20 protein-coding genes are annotated in these 19,196 nt (G+C 58.8%); 11 read left to right on the top strand and 9 right to left on the bottom strand.

What is annotated here, in order from left to right:
- Window positions 1-94 precede the first annotated feature (94 nt).
- Window positions 95-388, bottom strand: a complete 294-nt coding sequence (locus K3754_RS18055) for an HNH endonuclease (protein ID WP_203198116.1) — start codon at window positions 386-388, stop codon at window positions 95-97.
- A 75-nt stretch (window positions 389-463) separates the two neighbouring features.
- Between K3754_RS18055 and K3754_RS18050 the strand changes: the two genes are divergently transcribed.
- Both K3754_RS18050 and K3754_RS18045 read left to right on the top strand, forming a co-directional pair.
- Window positions 464-1,798 carry a mechanosensitive ion channel family protein gene (locus K3754_RS18050; RefSeq protein ID WP_259939151.1) on the top strand — a complete coding sequence of 445 codons (1,335 nt, stop codon included), beginning with the start codon at window positions 464-466 and terminating at the stop codon, window positions 1,796-1,798.
- Entirely contained in the window at window positions 1,795-2,970 is a 1,176-nt protein-coding gene (locus K3754_RS18045) for a TIGR03862 family flavoprotein (RefSeq protein ID WP_259939142.1), read from the top strand. Before K3754_RS18050 ends, K3754_RS18045 begins: the two co-directional genes overlap by 4 nt.
- Here K3754_RS18045 and K3754_RS18040 read toward each other — a convergent pair.
- From K3754_RS18040 to K3754_RS18020, 5 genes are all read right to left on the bottom strand, one after another.
- Window positions 2,967-3,566, bottom strand: a complete 600-nt coding sequence (locus K3754_RS18040) for a glutathione S-transferase family protein (protein WP_259939132.1) — start codon at window positions 3,564-3,566, stop codon at window positions 2,967-2,969. The genes K3754_RS18045 and K3754_RS18040 overlap by 4 nt on opposite strands.
- A 29-nt stretch (window positions 3,567-3,595) precedes the next feature.
- A complete protein-coding gene (gene holA, locus K3754_RS18035) occupies window positions 3,596-4,594 on the bottom strand; it encodes a DNA polymerase III subunit delta (protein ID WP_259939130.1) in 999 nt (332 codons plus the stop codon).
- Window positions 4,594-5,085: an LPS assembly lipoprotein LptE gene (gene lptE, locus K3754_RS18030; protein ID WP_259939128.1), complete on the bottom strand. Its 492-nt coding sequence runs from the start codon at window positions 5,083-5,085 to the stop codon at window positions 4,594-4,596. Before lptE ends, holA begins: the two co-directional genes overlap by 1 nt.
- Window positions 5,072-7,618 carry a leucine--tRNA ligase gene (gene leuS, locus K3754_RS18025; protein WP_203209772.1) on the bottom strand — a complete coding sequence of 849 codons (2,547 nt, stop codon included), beginning with the start codon at window positions 7,616-7,618 and terminating at the stop codon, window positions 5,072-5,074. The genes lptE and leuS overlap by 14 nt, the downstream gene beginning before the upstream one ends.
- 87 nt (window positions 7,619-7,705) lie before the next feature.
- The gene (locus K3754_RS18020) at window positions 7,706-8,206 is read right to left on the bottom strand and encodes a DUF3576 domain-containing protein (RefSeq protein WP_259939111.1); all 501 of its coding nucleotides are present in this window, start codon (window positions 8,204-8,206) and stop codon (window positions 7,706-7,708) included.
- 288 nt (window positions 8,207-8,494) lie between these two features.
- Here K3754_RS18020 and K3754_RS18015 point away from each other — a divergent pair, with 288 nt between their 5' ends.
- Both K3754_RS18015 and K3754_RS18010 read left to right on the top strand, forming a co-directional pair.
- Window positions 8,495-9,382 (top strand): porin, encoded by an 888-nt coding sequence (locus K3754_RS18015; RefSeq protein ID WP_203209774.1) that lies wholly within the window; start codon window positions 8,495-8,497, stop codon window positions 9,380-9,382.
- A gap of 104 nt (window positions 9,383-9,486) precedes the next feature.
- Window positions 9,487-10,140, top strand: a complete 654-nt coding sequence (locus K3754_RS18010) for a YggS family pyridoxal phosphate-dependent enzyme (RefSeq protein ID WP_259939106.1) — start codon at window positions 9,487-9,489, stop codon at window positions 10,138-10,140.
- A 1-nt stretch (window position 10,141) separates the two neighbouring features.
- Here K3754_RS18010 and K3754_RS18005 read toward each other — a convergent pair whose 3' ends face one another.
- Window positions 10,142-10,636, bottom strand: coding sequence for a L,D-transpeptidase (locus K3754_RS18005; protein WP_259943403.1), 495 nt, complete (start codon window positions 10,634-10,636; stop codon window positions 10,142-10,144).
- 10 nt (window positions 10,637-10,646) lie between these two features.
- On the bottom strand, window positions 10,647-11,735 hold the full coding sequence (gene ribA / locus K3754_RS18000) for a GTP cyclohydrolase II (RefSeq protein WP_259939103.1): 1,089 nt from the start codon (window positions 11,733-11,735) through the stop codon (window positions 10,647-10,649).
- Window positions 11,736-11,899: 164 nt separating this feature from the next.
- On the opposite strand from ribA, the gene K3754_RS17995 reads away from it, so the two are divergent.
- The 6 genes from K3754_RS17995 (at window position 11,900) to K3754_RS17970 (ending at window position 16,485) form a co-directional block, all read left to right on the top strand.
- Window positions 11,900-12,586 carry a response regulator transcription factor gene (locus tag K3754_RS17995; RefSeq protein WP_203209778.1) on the top strand — a complete coding sequence of 229 codons (687 nt, stop codon included), beginning with the start codon at window positions 11,900-11,902 and terminating at the stop codon, window positions 12,584-12,586.
- Between the two features lie 251 nt (window positions 12,587-12,837).
- Window positions 12,838-13,800: a zinc-dependent alcohol dehydrogenase family protein gene (locus K3754_RS17990; RefSeq protein ID WP_203209779.1), complete on the top strand. Its 963-nt coding sequence runs from the start codon at window positions 12,838-12,840 to the stop codon at window positions 13,798-13,800.
- 72 nt (window positions 13,801-13,872) lie between these two features.
- Entirely contained in the window at window positions 13,873-14,661 is a 789-nt protein-coding gene (locus tag K3754_RS17985) for an exodeoxyribonuclease III (RefSeq protein ID WP_203209780.1), read from the top strand.
- Window positions 14,662-14,716: 55 nt separating this feature from the next.
- Window positions 14,717-15,631, top strand: a complete 915-nt coding sequence (gene trxA, locus K3754_RS17980) for a thioredoxin (RefSeq protein WP_259939098.1) — start codon at window positions 14,717-14,719, stop codon at window positions 15,629-15,631.
- Window positions 15,632-15,658: 27 nt separating this feature from the next.
- Window positions 15,659-16,303, top strand: a complete 645-nt coding sequence (locus K3754_RS17975) for an LON peptidase substrate-binding domain-containing protein (RefSeq protein ID WP_203209782.1) — start codon at window positions 15,659-15,661, stop codon at window positions 16,301-16,303.
- Complete coding sequence (locus K3754_RS17970) at window positions 16,300-16,485, top strand: Trm112 family protein (RefSeq protein ID WP_203209783.1); 186 nt, start codon at window positions 16,300-16,302, stop codon at window positions 16,483-16,485. The genes K3754_RS17975 and K3754_RS17970 overlap by 4 nt, the downstream gene beginning before the upstream one ends.
- A 10-nt stretch (window positions 16,486-16,495) precedes the next feature.
- Here K3754_RS17970 and K3754_RS17965 read toward each other — a convergent pair whose 3' ends face one another.
- Window positions 16,496-17,722, bottom strand: a complete 1,227-nt coding sequence (locus tag K3754_RS17965; RefSeq protein WP_259939083.1) for a UbiH/UbiF/VisC/COQ6 family ubiquinone biosynthesis hydroxylase — start codon at window positions 17,720-17,722, stop codon at window positions 16,496-16,498.
- An 84-nt stretch (window positions 17,723-17,806) separates the two neighbouring features.
- Here K3754_RS17965 and K3754_RS17960 point away from each other — a divergent pair, with 84 nt between their 5' ends.
- Window positions 17,807-19,135, top strand: coding sequence for an amidase (locus tag K3754_RS17960; protein WP_259939080.1), 1,329 nt, complete (start codon window positions 17,807-17,809; stop codon window positions 19,133-19,135).
- Window positions 19,136-19,196: the final 61 nt, after the last annotated feature.

Raw genomic sequence — 19,196 nt, 5'->3', positions numbered from 1 at the left:
TGCACGTTTCCAGCACTATCCGGCGCAACTCCCTCCCCCTTATAAGGACCCTTCGACGTTTTGGCGGGCATGTTGAGTGTTAATGGTTCGCCCCCTACCGCTTGCGCCGACCGCCCGGAACCTTTGACAAAAAACCCGGCGGGCGTTTGGCCACCCATCTGGCGAATTTCGCAAGCCGTGGATGCCCAAGCAGCGCCTCTGGCGTGTTGTAGGACTGTGCTAACTCCGCCTCGGTTAAGGTTGCATGAATTTCGCGGTGGCAGATGTGGTGCATCAAGACCACCGGCCCACCTTTACCCCCCTTCAGCTTGGGGATCAGATGATGCTGGCTTTGCGGCACGTCGGGTGGAATGGGTCGTTGGCACAGCGGGCATTGCGGGTGGTCCATGTGCAAAATCCTTGAACCTTTCGGGGCGGGCAGGCAAGAGGATGGCGCGATCCGCGTTTTTGACAAGGAAAAATCATGGCTCTCGATCTTTCTGACCAGTCGGAAATTGTGCAGCAGGCCTACGGCTATGCCCTGCAAGGATGGGATCTGGCGCTCAGTTGGTTATTGAGCCCGGCGGCCTGGTCGCAGTTCGCGCTCCTGGTCCTTGCCTATTTGATGGCGGTGCTGGTGGCGCGGCGGTTGCGGCCGGTATTGACCCGCCAGATCACGCCCGCCCAAGACGCCGAAGGGGTCGTTGCAGACAGCCGCCGCTTTGCTGTGATCTTCCTGCCGTTGTTGTTACCACTTTTGGCCTATGGCTTCACCGCCATTGGCGAAACGCTGGTGCGGTCCTTGTTCGACAGTGGCGCGGTGATCGCCTTTGGCAAACGGGTGTTCCTGTTTCTCGCGGCTCGCAGGCTGGTGCGGGACATCATCCATGATCCATTCCTCAAATTGTTGGGTCGCTACGTGCTGCTGCCGGTGGCCGCACTTTATATGTTTGGGGTGCTGGATGATGTTCTGGCGGCGCTCACGGCGCTGACCGTCACCTTTGGCAATATCTCCATTTCGGCCATGGCACTGATCCGCGGTATCATCGCCGGATCGATCCTGTTTTGGTTGGGCGGGTGGTCTACCCGGCAAACCTCGCAATTCATCGACGCGCAGGAACAGATGCGCCCGTCCGTGCGGCAACTGGTGGGCAAGGCCATTGAATTTGCCATATTCGCCGCAGCGTTCCTGCTGCTGCTGAATATCATGGGCATCAACCTTGGCGCGTTGGCGGTCTTGGGCGGTGCGATTGGTGTGGGTCTTGGGTTCGGTCTGCAAAAGATTGCGTCGAACTTTATCTCAGGTGTCATCTTGCTGATCGAAGGGCAGGCCACGGTCGGGGATTATGTCGAACTGGACGGCGGCGAAAGCGGCAAGATCGTCAAGATGACAGCCCGTGCCGCCATTCTGGAAACCTTTGATGGCCGCTGGATCGTGGTTCCGAACGAAGATTTCATCACCACCCGCGTCACCAACTTTTCCGACAGCGGATCGGCGAACCGGTATGAGGCGCCGTTTTCCGTCAGCTATGACACCGATATCAACCTGATCCCGCCGTTGATCGAGGCGGCGGTGTCCAAACATCCCGAAGTTTTGGATGCCCCCTATCCACCCGATTGCGAACTGCGCGGCTTTGGTGACAGCGGTATCGATTTCGCTGTTGAATTCTGGGTGAACGGGCTGGATGACGGGCCGAACAAATACACCTCGGATGTTTTGTTCCTGATCTGGAATGCGCTGAAAGAGGCCGGTGTCGAGATCCCCTATCCACAGCGCGTGATTGAGATAAAAGGCCCGATGCCGGAGCTGAAATCATGAAACAGGCGGTGGTGATCGGCGCAGGGCCAGCGGGCCTGATGGCGGCCGAGGTGATGGCAGAGGCCGGTTTGGCCGTTACGGTTTGCGAGGCCAAACCTTCGGTCGGGCGCAAGTTCTTGATGGCAGGGAAATCCGGCCTCAACCTGACCAAGGACGAGGACGGCAGCAGCTTTCGCGCCGCGTTTTCCGAGGCTCGCAAGCCGCTTACCCCCATGATCGACGCCTTTGATGGGGATGCGGTGCAGGCGTGGGCCAAGGGTCTGGATCAAAAAGTGTTCACCGGCAGCACTGGGCGGGTGTTCCCGGTCGCGATGAAGGCGTCCCCATTGTTGCGGGCATGGATGACCCGCCTCGCGGCGGCGGGGGTACAGACCAACACCCGCTGGCGCTGGCAGGGGTGGGACGAAGACAAGCTGATCTTTGATACGCCAGTGGGGCCGCAAACCCTGAACGCTGATGTGACGGTTCTGGCGCTGGGGGGGGCAAGCTGGGCGCGGCTGGGGTCGGACGGTGCTTGGGCTGATATCCTTGGCGGCAAAGATGTCCCGCTGGCGGCCTTCGCCCCGGCGAATGCGGGCGTCTTGATCAACTGGTCGGCGCATATGACCAAACATTTCGGCGCGGCGATCAAAGGGGTGAAGTGGACGTCTGGCCCTTATTCCTCAAAAGGGGAGGCCGTGCTGTCTGCGCAGGGGCTCGAAGGTGGCGGGATCTATTCCATCTCGCGCGGGGTGCGCGAAGGGCATTCGTTGGCGCTGGATCTTTTGCCGAATATGACAGTGGCTGAGATCACCGCAAAACTGTCGAAACCGCGCGGCAAGGCAAGCCTTGCCAACCATCTGCGCAAAACGGTGAAACTGACCCAGGCCCAGATCGCATTGTTGCAAGAGATGGCGCGGCCTTTGCCAGATGGTTTGCGGGCGACGGCGCGGTTGCTCAAGGCGGTGCCCGTGACAAACGCGGGGCTACGCCCGATGGACGAGGCGATCTCCACCGCAGGCGGGCTGCGCTTCGCGGCACTGGACGAGGGGCTGATGATCAAAGCGCTGCCGGGGGTGTTCGTCGCCGGAGAGATGCTGGATTGGGAAGCGCCGACAGGCGGTTACCTCATCTCGGCCTGCCTTGCGACAGGCCGATGGGCCGGGCAACACGCGGCCCGCTGGGCCGGTTAAGCGGCGGCGGGTTCCTTGGTTTGCGCTGCCTTGAATGCATCCCGATCGCGCAGACCTTTGGCCCAGGTGTTCAGCTTGTCATCGACCCGTGGAAAGCCCGCGCCGATGGACCAGTTGATGCAATGCACGGCCAGAATATCCGCATGGGTCATTTGATCACCCATCAGGAAGGGCCCCTCCAGACGCTCTGACAACAGGCCGGCTGCACGGCCAAATTCGGCTTTCAGGCTGTCTTTGATCTGCGGCATCCGCAATGCTTCGGGAAAGACAAAGCTGTGCTTTGCCGCTGCCCAAAGGATCGCATCAAATTCATCGATCAACCAAAAGGTCATGGCGTCCTGTCGGGCGCGTGCGGGCGTTCCGGCAGGCGCGGTCAGCATCCCGTGCTTGTCCCCAAGGTAGGTCATGATCGCAACGCTGTCGGTCAGCACATCATCACCATCGACCAATGCCGGGATCTTGCCCGTCGGATTGTGCTTGAGCGCCTCCTCAGATCGTGGCGGGGCGGCAATCTGAACATAGTCCTGACCCAGTTCTTCGAGCATCCACATCACGCGGAAGGCCCTTGATTTGGTTGCGCCGATCACTTTGTACATCTGCTTTCCTTTCGTTCAATCGAGCCTGTTCAACGCTGTGTGCCCAGCATTGCAAGGCGGATAAATGCCCGTTCGACCAATGCCATCGCAGGCGCATTTTGTCCGGCGGAGCGCAATTTGAGGTCTGTGTCCGTCAAAACGGTCAACGCGGTCTCCAGGCGTGCCGCGCCCCAGTTGCGGGCCTGCCGGGACACGCGCTCGCGGTCACGCACGCCATAGACCGGCGCACCGGGGTTGGCGGAAATCCGGTAAAGGGTGCGAAAATGACGGGTGGCCATGATGCACAGGGTAACAGGATTAACGCCCTGTCCCTGCAGCTTGCTCATCACCGGACCAATATCGCCTGACCGCGCCTCAGCCACCACATGCAGGATGTCATCCACATCAGCCTCCGTAGAGGTCGGAGCGCAGGCGGCGACATCATCGGCGGTCAGCGCGGAGGGATCGTTCAGCTTGTATAGAGCCAGCTTTTCCAGCGTCTGACGAAAATCACCGGGGTCCAGCGCACGGGCGAGATCGGTAAGGTTCGCCATCGCATCCGGCTCTGGCTTCAGTTTTGCCTCCGCCAACAAACGCTCAATCTCGGCGCGGTCGGGCGGCGTGTCATAAATCGCAGTAGCATAGGCATTGCGATGATCCTGAAACGCCTTGAGCACTTTGGAGGTTTTCTTGAGATCGCCTCCTGTCACCACAATCTGAGCATCACCGGGCTGCCAATCGGCAAGGGTATCGATCAGGATCTTGGCGATGTTGTCATTTGCATCTTCTACAAGTGCGGCCCGTGGGCCGGGGAAAAACCCTACCGCCTTGATCGCATCCAAAAGCATTGCCGGATCGCGCCGCAACTCGGCGGCGGGCATCCGGGTGAGGCGCATTTCCTCCTCGGCGTTTGGCCCAAGCAACGCCTTGAGAAACTCTTGCCGCTTCAGCGCAACACGCATCGCATCGCTGCCATATATCAACAGCCCGGTTTTGTCCGGATCAGGCCGGGAGAAATAGCCGTTGGCGTCGCGGGGGCTTAGCTTCATCAGCTCAGATCAGCGGCGTAGAGACGTGTGATCAGTTGATCGGCCAGAATCACCATCAGACGTTTTTCCGCGTCCTGTCTGCTGGCCAATGTGGCCACGGTCGTGCCCGTGGCGGAATAGCCTGTAAAGTTCTCGACCTGGCCAGATGTCAGAATTTGCCCCGTTTGCAGATCGCGCAGCGCATAATCGACCGATCCAATCAGATCAAACCGCGTGGTTTCACCCGCCCGGTTGATTGCAAGACGTTCTTCGCGTGTACTGATGTTGACAGCCAGACCATAGGCCGGAGAGGCGCCGCGCCCCAGTTTCTGTTCAATCTCGCGGGTCAGGAAATAGCCGTAGCGCGCGTTTGGTGGATCAACCTCGACCCGATCTTGCAAAAGCCGCCCGTTGCCGCCCGGCCCATAGACAGGCTGAAACCCGCAAGCGGCAAACGCCAGTGGGGCCAGCACCATGAACCGGCGGCGATAGGTGGCTTTAGGCAACGACATTCACAATCCGTCCCGGCACAACGATGACCTTTTTCGGCGCAGCGCCATCAAGGCTTCGCACAACAGCTTCGTGGGCCAGTGCGATTTTTTCAACCTCTTCTTTGGGCATATCGGCCGGCACCTGAATTTCAGCCCGGCGTTTGCCGTTGACCTGAATGGGCAGGGTCACTGTGTCATCCACCAGCATCGCCTCATCCGCCTTGGGCCAAGGGGCCGTCACGATCAGGCCGGTTCCGCCCTGATGCGCCCAGATATCCTCGGCCAGATGCGGGGTCATGGGCGACATGAGTTGAGCCAGCGTCATGATTGCCTCGCGCTGTGCGGCGTAACCGGCCTTGGATTTCTGCAAGATGGCGGTGAAGGCATAGAGTTTCGCGATGGCCGCGTTAAAGCCAAAGCTTTCGACGCCCATGGTCACGTCATGGATGGTCTTGTGCATGGCCCGCAGCAGATCCTCATCGCCTTGGCCTTTTGCATCCCTGTCCATCTGGCCAATGCGGTCGCAGATGTTCCAGACCCGCGTGAGGTGCTTGAACGCCGCATCCGCGCCGGAGGCTGTCCATTCCACGTCCCGCTCGGGCGGCGAATCGGACAACACGAACCAGCGGGCGGTGTCTGCGCCATAGTTCGAGATAATGTGCAGCGGATCGACCACGTTTTTCTTGGATTTGGACATCTTGGCGGAGGGGATGATCTCCACTTCGGTACCATCGGCAAGTTTACCATCGGTCACATCTTCGGGCAGGTGATAGACCGGGCGTCCCTTCGCATCACGGGTCTGATAAATTTCGTGTGTCACCATGCCTTGGGTAAAGAGCGCATCAAAGGGCTCAATTGCCGTTTCCGGCAGATGGCCGGTGATCTGCATCGCGCGGGCAAAGAACCGCGAATACAGAAGGTGCAGAATCGCATGTTCAATGCCGCCGATATACTGGTCGACGTTCATCCAGTATTTGGCGTCTTCCATATTGGTCGGCGTTTCGGCCCGCGGCGCGGTGAACCGTGCAAAATACCACGACGAATCGACAAAGGTGTCCATCGTGTCGGTTTCACGCTTGGCCGGTGCACCGCAGGACGGGCAGGCACAGTCGCGCCATGTCGGATGCCGGTCCAGCGGATTGCCCGGCGTGCCAAAGTCCACGTCATAAGGCAGCTCAATCGGCAGGTTCTCTTTTTTCTCCGGCACCACGCCGCAGGCATCGCAATGCACAACGGGGATCGGACAACCCCAATAACGCTGGCGGGACAAACCCCAGTCACGCAGGCGGTATTTGGTCACGCCTTGGCCAACGCCGTTCTGTTCGCAAAAATCAACGGCTGCGTTGATCGCCTCTTCGCCGGTCTGCCACGCGTCGCCAGCAAAACCGCGGTTGTAAAAAACCTTGTCCGATTTTGCGGGCACATATGCCTCTTCCAACACCTCGTTGGCGTCTTCGGACGGCAGATAGGTCGAGATGATGGGCAACTCGTACTTTGTCGCAAATTCAAAATCGCGCTGGTCATGCGCGGGGCAACCGAAGATCGCGCCGGTCCCGTAGTCCATGAGAATGAAGTTGGCGATATAGACCGGCAACTCATGCGCGGTATCAAAAGGGTGACGCACGCGGATGCCGGTGTCAAAGCCCAGCTTTTCGGCGGTTTCAATCGCCTCTTCCGTGGTACCGCCCTTGCGGCATTCGGCGCAGAACGCCGCCACATCTTCGTTTTCGCGCTCAAGCACTTTGGCAAGCGGATGATCCGGGGAAATCCCAACAAAGGACGCGCCCAACAATGTATCGGGGCGTGTTGTATAAACCTCGATCCGGTCGTGACCTTCGGGGGCATCAATTGTCGAGAAGGCAAACTGAAGTCCGCGCGATTTCCCGATCCAGTTGGCTTGCATCAGCTTGACCTTTGCAGGCCAGTTGTCGAGCGTGTCCAGCGCGGCAAGCAATTCTTCGGAGTGGTCCGAGATTTTGAAGAACCATTGTGTGAGTTCGCGCCGTTCGACCAATGCGCCAGAGCGCCATCCGCGACCGGCCTCAACCTGTTCGTTGGCCAGAACCGTCATATCGACAGGATCCCAGTTCACCACGGCGTTCTTGCGGTAAACCAAGCCCTCATGAAGGAAATCGAGGAACAGAGCTTGCTGCTGGCCATAATATTCCGGATCACAGGTAGCAAATTCGCGGGACCAGTCGATAGACAGGCCCAGCGGCTTCATCTGGCCGCGCATGTCGTCGATGTTGCCGTATGTCCAGTCCTTGGGATGGCCACCAATGGCCATCGCCGCGTTTTCAGCAGGCATCCCGAACGCGTCCCAGCCCATCGGGTGCAAAACATTGTGGCCCGTCGCGATCTTGTAGCGCGCAATCACATCCCCCATGGTGTAGTTACGCACATGCCCCATGTGGATGCGCCCAGATGGATAGGGGAACATTTCAAGCACATAATACTTGGGCTTGTCAGCGGCGCGGACCGCCTTGAAGACTTCATCTTTTTCCCAGGCTTTTTGCCAGCGGGCTTCGATCTCGGCAGGGGTATATCGGGACATCGTATTGCGGACCTTTGGAAATAGAAAACGCCGGGCTGCTTGTGTCACAGGGCCCGGCGTTTGTGTAGACAGTTATTTTGTTCGGGCTCAGAACTTGTTGTCTGAGATACGTAGTTCGCGGGCACGGGAGAGAATCGCGTCTTCGACCGCGCGTGTGGTTGCTTTGCTGACTGATCGGCCGCCGCGCGTTTGCAGGGCAACATTCAAAGACCGTGCATCCAATGCGGGATCATCAATCAACACCGTGGCGCGATAGGCGCGGCCACCACCGGGTGGTGTTCCGTAGCCGGTAACGATGACACCTGTGTATGGATCAACCGTTTGCACGGGCAGGAAGTTCAGCACTTCGAGTGTGGCAGACCACAGATATCGGTTCACAGATACCTTGTTGTCGGCTGTTTTTGCGCGGAAAATCGACCAGACCGTATTGTCGGGGTCGGTTTCGATGGCCGATGGGTTGTTTGCATTATTATAGTATGCAGGCCGTTCTGTTGCCGGACGTCCCAGCTTGCCAATAGCGCCACAAGCGGTCATCGACCCTGCAATCAAGAGGGCCAGTCCGATTCTGCAAACTGTTTGACGCGCCATTCGAGCATTCCTTTGCCTGTTTGATCACTGGTCTATCCAAGCTGTGCGATCTGGGCAAGGCATATGTATTGGTGCGATTCCCAACAAAATCAGGGTTTGCGGCGTTCAATTGTGTCCGACCTGGAGGGCAATGGGGAAAAACTGTGGCAAAGCTGCACCATTGAGCACGACATTGCAGTCTGGCGTTTCAGGCATCTTGCGCAAATGGGGGCAAAGGAGGCAAACACCCTGCATACCCTTTCCGGATTCCCCGGTCTGGGCATGTGAATTCAAACCGAGGGAAAACTCATGAAAAAAGTTCTCTTCGCTACAACAGCTCTGGTTGCGACAGCCGGCGTTGCAGCAGCAGACGTTACATTCGGCGGCTGGGGCCGCTTTGGTATCCTGTACAACGAAGCAAACGTTGGCAACGAAACCAACATCACAAGCCGTTTCCGTCTGCAGATCGACGCGACAGCCGAATCTGACGGTGGCGTAACATTTGGTGCACGCGTTCGCATGCAGCAGAACAACACAGACAACGGCAACAGCCCAGCAGGCACAGGCTTCAACGGCGCGCGTTTCTTCGCACGTTCCGGCGGCCTGGAAGTTGGCGTTGGTAACATCTACGGCGCGATCGAATTCATGCCAGGCATGTACCCAATCGACCTCGGCCTGACCGGTCTGGGTTACGAGTACACCGCATACCAGTTCCGCGCTGACGCGTATTCTTCCGGTGGCAACGGTTCCGCAGGCTCCAACGGCGTTGAAGTTCTGTACTCCATGGGCGACCTGTCCTTCCACGTGTCCGCTTCCGACACCAACGACCGTATCGCCGCACACGCAGCATACTCCTGGAACGGCTGGACATTTGCTCTGGGTGCTCAGGACTCCAACAACGCAGCTGACACAGAACTGGCCGCTTCGGTTTCCGGTTCCTTCGGTCCAGTTGACGTAACTCTGGCCTATGCCGACAACGGCACAGCTGGCGACCACATCACTCTGGCCGGTCGTTTCGACGTTGGCGCAGCAACAAACGTAGAAGTCTACGTTGCTGATGCGGACAACTTCGCAAACACATCCTACGGTGTTGACTTCAACCACGATCTGGGTGGCGGTACATCGCTGCGCGGCGGTATCGCATCGCTGAGCAACGACACAGTACGTGCCGACCTGGGTGTTCGCTTCAACTTCTAAGTTGATCTGAACCACGGTATTGGGGGCAGGCCTTTGGTCTGCCCCTTTTCTTTTGCGCGGGTCTGGTGTTTTCTGCCGCTCCCACCTCCCAAGAGCGTATGATCATGAGCCTGCAAGACATCACCACCCGTATTTCCCAAGCCGAACAAGACGCAGGGCGTGAGCCCGGATCGGTTAAGCTGATCGCGGTCAGCAAGGTGCAGCCGAACGAACGGGTCGCGGATGTATTGTCTCAGGGTCACCGCTGTTTCGGCGAAAACAAGGTGCAAGAGGCCGCAGGCAAATGGCCTGATTTCAAGGACAGCTTTGACGGCGTTGATTTGCACCTGATCGGACCCCTACAAAGCAACAAAACCCGGCAGGCGATGGAGCTTTTTGATACAATCCACTCGGTTGACCGGCCCAAGCTTGCCAAAGCCATCGCGCGGATTGCGCAAGAGATCGGGCGCTGCCCTGATCTGTTCATTCAGGTCAACACCGGGGAAGAACCGCAAAAGGCCGGTGTAATGCCGGGAGAAACGGATGCCTTTGTCGCCGAATGCCGCGCGCTTGATTTGCCGATCAAGGGATTGATGTGCATCCCGCCAGCGGATGAAGAACCGTCCTTGCACTTTGCCTTGCTGGCCAAGATTGCCAAACGCAATGATCTGACCGGCCTCTCCATGGGCATGAGCAGTGACTTTGAGCGGGCCATCGCAGTGGGCGCAACCCATGTGCGTGTCGGCTCTGCCATATTCGGGAATCGCGTTCCGGCCTAGATCAACGAACGATGAGCCGCGTCCCACGCTCCGTTCTGGCTGCAATCCATCGCAAGTCACCCCTGCGCAGCCCAATGCACCCTTCGGTCGGGAACCCTGGACGTCTGTGCTGATGAACAAAGATCGCAGACCCAAGGCCCGCCTTGGCATCGGGCCAATTCCAATCGGTGAGCAGAACAAGATCATAAAGCGGGTCCGCCCGCCGCAAGCTTTCTGCGCTATGGGCGTAAGGCACCCGAACCATCTGGTTATAATTGACGTCACCCGAGGCATCTGACCAAAGATCACCGGGCCGGATCGGCACTGCCCAAGGCGCGGGGGCAGCCATTCTGTCGGGCCGGTACAAGATACCGACAATGTGATGAACACCGCGCGGCGTGGCACCGTCGCCCTCGCGCTTGTCCGATGTAATGCCACCTTTGCCAAGGGTGCAGGGGAACCGCCGCCCGAGAAACCGCAGGCCAAGTGGCGTCAGCACCATATCTTCGGGCGTCATTGCGGCCATATCAAAGAAGATGACCGGACTTGGCCGCCTTGGTCGCCAGATAGTCGCGGTTGTAGTGGTTTTCCCCCACCATCAGCGGCACCCGTTCGGCCACATCAATGCCGCTGGCCTGCATCATCTCTACCTTGCGCGGATTGTTGGTCAGCAGTCGCACAGCAGAAAACCCCATGGATTTCAGAATGTCAGAGCCTAGCCGAAAATCACGTTCATCATCCTCAAAGCCAAGCCTGTGATTGGCCTCAACCGTGTCAAACCCCTGATCCTGAAGCGAATAGGCCCGCATCTTGTTGGCCAACCCGATCCCGCGCCCCTCTTGATTGAGGTAAAGCAGAACGCCATGCCCCTCTTGCCCCATTTGCGCCAATGCCGCTCGCAATTGCGGGCCGCAATCGCATTTGAGGCTGCCCATGACATCGCCGGTGAAACAGGCTGAATGCAGCCGTGCCAGCACGGGCTTGCTGCGGTCCGGGCGGCCTACTTCGATGGCATAATGCTCTTCGCCGCCGTCTTCGGGACGGAAGATATGCAAACGGCCCGCATCGGAGGCTTCCATCGGCAGGCGGGCATTGACCACCGGATGCAGATCGCTGCGCAAAGACAGGATCGGCATCGCGGCCACCAGATCCAGTGCCGTCAGCCCATGTTGCGCGGCAAATCCGCGACCGTCAGGCAGATCCAGAACCAAAACCGCAGGCAAAAGCCGGGCCGATTTCACCAATTGCAACGCAGTGCGATGCGCGTCCACAGCGCCGCCACGGACGCAATTGAACGGACCTTTCATCGGCGAACGCAGGTCATCTGCCGGATTGGCGATGCTTTGCACCCATGCCGGCGTGGCATCATCGGGCAGCGGAAGCCGCGCCAGATCGTTGTCATAGACCCGCGCCTTGAGCGTTTCGGCACGCCGCGCCGTGATTGTCAGAACAGGTGAGCCGCCCAACGCCAACAAATCGGTAAGCCGCTGCGCGTTCAATGTCTCGGCGGCCAGAACCAGCACGGATTGCGCACCGTTCAGCACCACAGGCACGCCCATGCGCAAATCGGCCCTTGCGCGGGCCAGTTGTTCGGTAATGTCGGGACCAAAACTCATGTGATAATATAACTTCTTTGTTGGGCAGGGTCTACTTACGCCTTCGTGACACAGATTGAAACATTTCAGGTGCTTTGCAACACGAGGCCGTGAAAGAATTGCAGCAAACCTTGCCGCAGCGGGGTGCAAGACGCATCTATATCCCAAGTTGATTGGAGAAATGTATGGCCCAGCTCAAAAAGATCCTGCTTGTGGACGATGATGACGACCTGCGCGAAGCGTTGAGCGAGCAATTGTTCATGACCGAAGATTTCGACGTATTCGAGGCGGAGAACGGGGCCGATGCAATGTCCCGTGCCAAAGAGGCAATCTATGATCTGGTGATCCTTGATGTTGGCCTGCCCGATACCGATGGTCGCGAGCTGTGCCGCCTGATGCGCAAACAGGGTGTGAAAAGCCCGATTGTAATGCTGACCGGTCATGACACCGATGCAGACACAATCCTGGGCCTGGATGCTGGCGCCAATGATTACGTCAGCAAACCGTTCAAATTCCCGGTTCTGCTCGCCCGCATACGCGCCCAGTTGCGCCAGCACGAACAATCCGAAGACGCGGTGTTCCAGCTTGGGCCATATACCTTCAAACCTTCGATGAAGATGTTGATTACCGAAGAAGACCGCAAAGTGCGCCTGACCGAGAAGGAAACCAATATCCTCAAGTTTCTTTATCGTTCAAACGATGGCGTGGTGCCGCGTGACGTGCTGCTGCATGAGGTCTGGGGCTACAATGCCGGGGTCACGACCCACACGCTTGAGACGCATATTTATCGGCTTCGACAAAAAATTGAACCAGATCCGTCAAATGCGCGCCTTCTTGTTACGGAAAGTGGTGGGTACAGGCTCATGGCCTGATTCGCGGGAACCATTTTCGCGAAACCGAATTATTTCCCTGAGCGGCGGGGTTTTCATGACCTGCCAATCGGTTTGAACCCGAAGCATGTGTCCGGGCAATGACACATACCTCCCTGTTGGACTCGGGCCGGACATCTTGTCTGGCCCTTTTTTTCTGCGCCAAGCGGCCGCGCCGTCCAAGTGACGTTGCGGCCCGTGGTCTGGCGCCGCCAGCGCTGCTGCCCCATGTTGAGGGGAACAGGAGTAAACACATGAAGCAAGTGATCTACGAAACCTTTGGCAATCCGGCGGACGTGCTCAAAGTTGTTGAAACGCCCGATATGCCCTTGGCCGAAGGCCAGGTGCGGGTGAAAGTGTTGCGTGCGCCGATCAACCCATCTGACCTTATTCAGGTGTCGGGCAATTATGGTGTGAAACCGCCGCTGCCTGCTATCGCGGGCAACGAAGGGCTGGGCCGCATTGTCGAAGGGCCGGGAGAGGGGCAATTGGTTTTGCTGCCAGCCGGGCAGGGCACTTGGGTCAGTGAAACGGTTTGCGATCCCCGTCATCTGGTGCCGCTGCCCGAGGGGGATCTGGACCAGCTTTCAATGCTGCTGGTCAATCCGGCCACGGCGGCGCTGCTTTTGACAGATTACGTCGATCTGAAAGAGGGCGACTGGGTGATCCAGTCTGCCGCAAACTCTGCCGTGGGCGGCTATCTGGTCCAACTGGCCAAAGCCAAAGGCATCAACGTGGTTTGCGTGGTGCGCCGCGAAAGCGCAATTGCAGGATTGAAAGATCTGGGCGCAGATGTGGTGTTGGTCGACAGCCCTGATTTGGCGCGGGACGTCAAAGCCGCCACAGGCGCCAAGATGAAGCTGGCGGTGGATGCGGTGGCGGGCAAAACCGCTGGCCGCCTTGCAGACACGCTGGAGCCGGGCGGAACCTTGGTGAATTACGGCGGCATGTCCAACGAGGACAGCGCGATTGGAGCTGCGGCGCTTATTTTCAACAACATCACAGTGCGCGGCTTTTGGTTGGTCACATGGATGAACGCGGCGGACAAGGCGACACGCGCGGCGCTTTATGCAGATCTGGCGGGCCAGATTGCCAAGGGCACGCTATATGCGCCCATCGACAAACATTTCACCCTCGATGAAATTGCCGAAGCGGCAAAATATTCCTGGGCGGGCGAGCGGAACGGCAAGGTGATGATCGCGCCCAACGGCGTCTGATTTCATCATGGCGGCGGGCGGCGGCAAGGGGTAGGGTGCGGCCCAAACACCCCAAACCGGAGCCTGCCGCCCATGTCTTTTTCCCTCGCCACCTGGAACATCAACTCCGTTCGCCTGCGCGAACCTCTGGTGCTGCGTTTGCTGAAAGAACACGGGCCAGATGTATTGTGCTTGCAGGAATGCAAAAGCCCGGTGGACAAGATCCCGACTGAGGCTTTTCACGCGGCGGGCTATACCCACATGGTTGCGCGCGGGCAAAAGGGCTACAACGGCGTGGCAATCCTGTCCCGCTTGCCGTTGGAAGATGTCGGTGATCGCGATTTTGCCGCGCTTGGCCATGCCCGCCACGTAGCGGCCAAGCTGGAGAACGGCACGACCATCCACAACTTCTATGTGCCTGCGGGCGGTGACAAGCCGGACCGCGAGATCAACGAAAAGTTTGGTCAAAAGCTGGATTACCTGTCCGAGATGCGCGACTGGTTCCATGCGGAAAATCCAGAAAAATCCATCATGGTCGGCGATCTGAACATTGCCCCGCGTGAGGATGATGTCTGGGACCACAAAAAACTGCTCAAGGTGGTGAGCCACACTCCGGTTGAGGTTGAGGCACTTGCCGAGACCCAAGATGCAGGCAAATGGGTGGACATCACACGACAGGATATTCCGCAAGGCAATCTGTATAGCTGGTGGTCTTATCGCTCTCCCGATTGGGATGCCGCCGACAAGGGCCGCAGGCTCGATCATATCTGGGCGACACAAGACATTTCGAACGCCGGTCACTCCAGTCATGTTGTGCGCGATGTCCGCGGATGGCAACAACCCAGCGACCACGCCCCGGTTTTTGCGACCTTTGACCTTTGAATCTGCGCCAACTGCCTACATATAGGCACCAAACGCGCAACGCGAGGAATTAAAAATGATGGAACTGAACCTGTCGGGTGCGCCCGATGCCGATCTGATCAAAGACAGCGACGAAGCGTCGTTCATGCAAGACGTGGTCGAGGCGTCGCAGACGACCCCGATTGTTGTAGATTTCTGGGCGCCATGGTGCGGCCCCTGCAAGACCCTTGGTCCACAGCTTGAAGCGGCAGTGAAAGCTGCAAAGGGCGCGGTCAAGATGGTCAAGGTCAACGTTGACGAAGCTCAGATGATCGCCGGTCAGTTGCAGATCCAATCCATTCCAACCGTTTATGCCTTTCACAAAGGTCAGCCGATTGATGGCTTTCAGGGTGCCCAGCCCGAGTCCGAGATCAAGGCCTTTATCGACCGCGTCGTGAAAGCCGCGGGCGGCGAAGCGCCGGGCGAGCAACTGGACGAAGCGGTCGCCGCCGCAGAGGAAATGCTGGCCGAAGGCGCAGCTTCGGATGCGGCGCAGACCTTTGCCGCCATCCTTGGCGAAGACCCGCTGCACGCGGGCGCTTATGGCGGCATGGTGCGGTCCTATCTGGCGCTGGATGATCTTGATCACGCCGAAGCCCTGCTGAATGGTGCGCCGATCGAAATCTCCAAAGCGCCGGAACTCGAAGCCGCCCATGCCCAGCTTGAATTGGCACGGCAGGCCGCTGATGCCGGTCCCGTGGCCGAATTGACTGCTGCTGTCGAAGCCAATCCAGAGGACAATCAAGCACGGTTTGATCTGGCGCAGGCGCTTTATGCCAATGGCGATGCCGAAGGGGCGGTGGATCATCTGCTCGACATCTTCAAGCGGGATCGGGAATGGAACGATAGCGCCGCCAAGACACAGCTGTTCACCATTTTCGACGCGCTGAAACCGAATGATCCGGTGGTTCTCAACGGGCGGCGCAAGCTTAGCTCAATGATATTTGCCTGATCGGCTTGGCGGGCTAGATCGTTGTCCATGATAAAGCCAACCGAATTGCCCGACACAATTGCGATTTTTCCGCTGGCGGGAGCGTTGCTTTTGCCGCGGTCGCGGTTGCCGCTGCACATCTTTGAACCGCGGTATCTTCAGATGATATCCGATGCGCTCAAGACTGATGGCCGGCTCATTGGCATGGTGCAACCCAACGAGGTGCCCGGCCGGGAAGGGCCGGGTTTGCAAACCATCGGCTGTGCGGGCCGGATTACACAGTTTTCCGAAACCGAAGACGGGCGGTACATGATCACCCTCGGCGGTGTCTCGCGGTTTCGCGTGATACAAGAGGTTGAGGGGTTCACGCCCTATCGTCGCTGCGATGTCAGCTGGGATGGGTTTGGCCGGGATCTGGGCAAAGAAGAAGGCGACAGCGGATTTTGCCGCAAACCGTTCCTGACATTGCTGGGCCGGTATTTCGACACGTTGGGCCTGTCGGCCGACTGGGACACGCTGAAAGATGCGGAGGACGAGTTGCTGATCAATTCCCTTTCGATGATGTTGGAATTTGACCCCGAGGACAAACAAGCCTTGTTAGAAGCGCCATCGCTTGAAACGCGGCGCGAAACATTGGTGACGCTGATAGAATACGCCATGCGCGGCGGTCAGGAAGAAGGATTGATGCAATGACCAACACCGAAGTGCAGTTCGACCGCCGAATGCTTGAAGCGCTGATTTGCCCGCGGACCCAAGCCACGCTGCGCTATGACGCGGAAAATCAGGAACTGGTGTCGAAAGAGGCCGGTCTGGCCTATCCGATCCGAAATGGCATTCCAGTGATGCTTGAAGATGAGGCGCGTATCCTCGACTGATCCTCTCAGATCAAAGCGGTTTGCCCTGCATCAGGCGCGGCAATTCCCCATTGAGACCAGCGGCCTCACGGATAAATCCACGCCGCAAACCCGGCAGGGCATTGACCGCTGCCATCCCCAGATCCCGCGCTGCGCGTAGTAATGGATTGTCGTTCGAAAACAGCTTGTTAAAGCTGTCCGTCGCCAGTGCCAGCGATGTGTTGTCAAAGCGGCGCCATTCCTGGTAGCGGGCCAATGCGGCGTCTGATCCGATGTCTTCACCGCGCAGCTGCGCTTCTGCGATCACCTCGGCCAAGGCAGCGACATCGCGCAGACCAGCGTTCAGTCCTTGCCCTGCAATCGGATGCATCCCGTGGGCCGCATCCCCGACGAGCGCGACGCGAGGGGCAATCATTTCATGGGCCAGTGACAGGCCCAACGGATAAGTGAACCGCGCCCCGGCAAGCGAGATTTGACCGAGGAAACTGCCGAAGCGCGGGCGCAACACGTCGATATAATCGTCGTCCTGCAGGGCGTGAATCCGGGCGGCGTTCTGGGTTGTCTCACTCCAGACGATAGACGAACGCTTGCCCTTGAGCGGTAAGATCGCCAGCGGGCCGGGCGGCATGAAAAACTGGTGTGCGACGCCATCGTGCGGCAATTCATGATCAATCGCGCAGACCAAGGCGGTTTGCCCGTAGCTTTGGACAACCCGTTTTATCCCGGCCCTTTCGCCGGTGCCGCTGCTGCGGCCATCTGCACCGATCAGCAGACGCGCCCGCAAGGTTCTGCCGCTGTCCAACGTGACCGTGATACCGTTTGCATCGACATCCTGCCCAACCACCCGTGTACCGTTGATCTGGGTGAGGCCCGGCGTCGATTTCACCGCGTCCAAAAGGGCGCGGCGCAGGTGCCGATCCTCGACCATGTACCCCATCGGGCCTTCTTCGATTTCGGCATGATCAAACTGCATCACGAACGGCGAAGGGCCTTCGCCCGCGCGGCCATCGGTAACTTTGATCTCAAGCATCGGCTGCGCCTGATCGGCAATCACGGGCCATATCCCAAGCCCCTGCATCAACCGCATAGACGCCAAGGCCAGGGAATAGGACCGCCCGTCAAACTTTGCGTTCTTGCGCAGCTTGAGATCCAGCGCATCTATCACGGTGACCTTCAGGCCGATCTGCGCCAAAGCGAGTGCAAGCGCTGGCCCGTTCAGGCCACCGCCCACAATTGCGATATCGGTATCAAATGTCATGCCCCTAGATATGCGCGGCAGGTGGGGATTGTCCATGTGCCCAAGCGCCGCTACCGTCACCAAAAATCACGGAAGGGTAAGACCATGCAGGACTGGCTAATGATGACCGCCGCAGACTTGGGGCGCGGGATTGCGGAAGGGCAGATTGATCCGGTGGCGCTGTGCCAGACCTATCTGGATGCCATTGATGCGCATCCCTTGCGGGATCGCATATATGCACGTGTGACGGCAGACCGGGCCTTGGCCGAGGCGCAGGCCGCATCGGAACGCGCCAAATCGGGGCATCGCCTGTCTGCGCTGGATGGTGTCCCGGTCTCTTGGAAGGATCTGTTTGATACCGCAGGTGTGGCAACGGAGGCCGGATCCAAACTGCTGGAAGGGCGGGTGCCGGACCGGGATGCGGTCGTCTTGCAAAACGCCACCGCTGCGGGTTTGGTTTGTTTGGGCAAAACCCACATGAGCGAGCTGGCTTTCTCGGGGCTTGGGCACAATCCCAGCACGGCAACACCGCCATCCGTGAATGATCCAGACGGCGTGTCGGGTGGCTCATCCTCCGGCGCAGCGGCCTCAGTTGCCTTTGGGCTGGCCGCGGCGGGCATCGGGTCAGACACCGGTGGTTCAGTGCGTATTCCGGCGGCGTGGAATGATCTTGTGGGCCTCAAGACCACCTCGGACCGGCTGACCCTCGAAGGGGTGGTGCCGCTCGCCCTAAGGTTTGACACGATTGGTCCGCTCTGCCGCTCGGTCGAGGACGCGAGCCTTTTGCTGGCCGCGCTGGAAGGGGGCAAAGCCGCCGACCTGCATCACGCTGATATTGAGGGGCGTCGCTTTGCCCGCCTGACCACCGTTGCAATGGATGATCTCCGCGAGGCACCCGCCGCCGCCTATGCGGATGCGCTTGCCCGGCTCGAAGCGGCAGGCGCCATTATCGAGGATATCGATGTGCCGCAAGTGAACGAGGTGATGCCGCTCTCTGGCTGCCTTTACACAGCTGAGGCTTATGGATTGTGGCGGGATGTGATTGAGGCCAATCCGGACAAAATGTTCTCCGAAATCCTTGAACGGTTCCGTTTGGGCAAAGGATTCTCCGGCCCCGATTATGTGGCCGCTTGGGCGACCTTACATGCGGCCCGCGAAGGGTTCTATGCCGCCACCGCCGGTTTTGACGCGGTGCTTCTACCAACCGCGCCGATCTTGCCGCCCAATCTGGCGCGGCTCAGTCAGGACCACGATTACTATGTCTCGGAAAACCTTATGGCACTGCGCAACACCCGCATCGGCAACCTGATGGGCGGTTGTGCCCTGACCTTGCCAACGGGCACGCCGTCGTGCGGACTGATGATGATGGCCCCGCCAAATCACGAAGAACGGTTGCTGCGACTTGGTGCAGCGGTCGAAGAGGTGTTGGAATGACATTGGCGTAAATGCCACAAATAGCACCGTAATTTCCGGTAGTTCTGGACGTAACGGTGGG

Source organism: Sulfitobacter sp. M368 (assembly GCF_025141875.1).
GTDB lineage: Bacteria > Pseudomonadota > Alphaproteobacteria > Rhodobacterales > Rhodobacteraceae > Sulfitobacter > Sulfitobacter mediterraneus_A.
The sequence above is the reverse complement of the archived record's forward strand: the minus strand, read 5'-3'. Positions and strand labels throughout refer to the sequence as shown.

Bases quoted from the DNA above. Each gene is read 5' to 3' on its own strand.
- K3754_RS18055 (WP_203198116.1), bottom strand. From the start codon at position 388: ATGGACCACCCGCAATGCCCGCTGTGCCAACGACCCATTCCACCCGAC.
- K3754_RS18050 (WP_259939151.1), top strand. From the start codon at position 464: ATGGCTCTCGATCTTTCTGACCAGTCGGAAATTGTGCAGCAGGCCTAC.
- K3754_RS18045 (WP_259939142.1), top strand. From the start codon at position 1,795: ATGAAACAGGCGGTGGTGATCGGCGCAGGGCCAGCGGGCCTGATGGCG.
- K3754_RS18040 (WP_259939132.1), bottom strand. From the start codon at position 3,566: ATGTACAAAGTGATCGGCGCAACCAAATCAAGGGCCTTCCGCGTGATG.
- holA (WP_259939130.1), bottom strand. From the start codon at position 4,594: ATGAAGCTAAGCCCCCGCGACGCCAACGGCTATTTCTCCCGGCCTGAT.
- lptE (WP_259939128.1), bottom strand. From the start codon at position 5,085: ATGTCGTTGCCTAAAGCCACCTATCGCCGCCGGTTCATGGTGCTGGCC.
- leuS (WP_203209772.1), bottom strand. From the start codon at position 7,618: ATGTCCCGATATACCCCTGCCGAGATCGAAGCCCGCTGGCAAAAAGCC.
- K3754_RS18020 (WP_259939111.1), bottom strand. From the start codon at position 8,206: ATGGCGCGTCAAACAGTTTGCAGAATCGGACTGGCCCTCTTGATTGCA.
- K3754_RS18015 (WP_203209774.1), top strand. From the start codon at position 8,495: ATGAAAAAAGTTCTCTTCGCTACAACAGCTCTGGTTGCGACAGCCGGC.
- K3754_RS18010 (WP_259939106.1), top strand. From the start codon at position 9,487: ATGAGCCTGCAAGACATCACCACCCGTATTTCCCAAGCCGAACAAGAC.
- K3754_RS18005 (WP_259943403.1), bottom strand. From the start codon at position 10,636: ATGACGCCCGAAGATATGGTGCTGACGCCACTTGGCCTGCGGTTTCTC.
- ribA (WP_259939103.1), bottom strand. From the start codon at position 11,735: ATGAGTTTTGGTCCCGACATTACCGAACAACTGGCCCGCGCAAGGGCC.
- K3754_RS17995 (WP_203209778.1), top strand. From the start codon at position 11,900: ATGGCCCAGCTCAAAAAGATCCTGCTTGTGGACGATGATGACGACCTG.
- K3754_RS17990 (WP_203209779.1), top strand. From the start codon at position 12,838: ATGAAGCAAGTGATCTACGAAACCTTTGGCAATCCGGCGGACGTGCTC.
- K3754_RS17985 (WP_203209780.1), top strand. From the start codon at position 13,873: ATGTCTTTTTCCCTCGCCACCTGGAACATCAACTCCGTTCGCCTGCGC.
- trxA (WP_259939098.1), top strand. From the start codon at position 14,717: ATGATGGAACTGAACCTGTCGGGTGCGCCCGATGCCGATCTGATCAAA.
- K3754_RS17975 (WP_203209782.1), top strand. From the start codon at position 15,659: ATGATAAAGCCAACCGAATTGCCCGACACAATTGCGATTTTTCCGCTG.
- K3754_RS17970 (WP_203209783.1), top strand. From the start codon at position 16,300: ATGACCAACACCGAAGTGCAGTTCGACCGCCGAATGCTTGAAGCGCTG.
- K3754_RS17965 (WP_259939083.1), bottom strand. From the start codon at position 17,722: ATGACATTTGATACCGATATCGCAATTGTGGGCGGTGGCCTGAACGGG.
- K3754_RS17960 (WP_259939080.1), top strand. From the start codon at position 17,807: ATGCAGGACTGGCTAATGATGACCGCCGCAGACTTGGGGCGCGGGATT.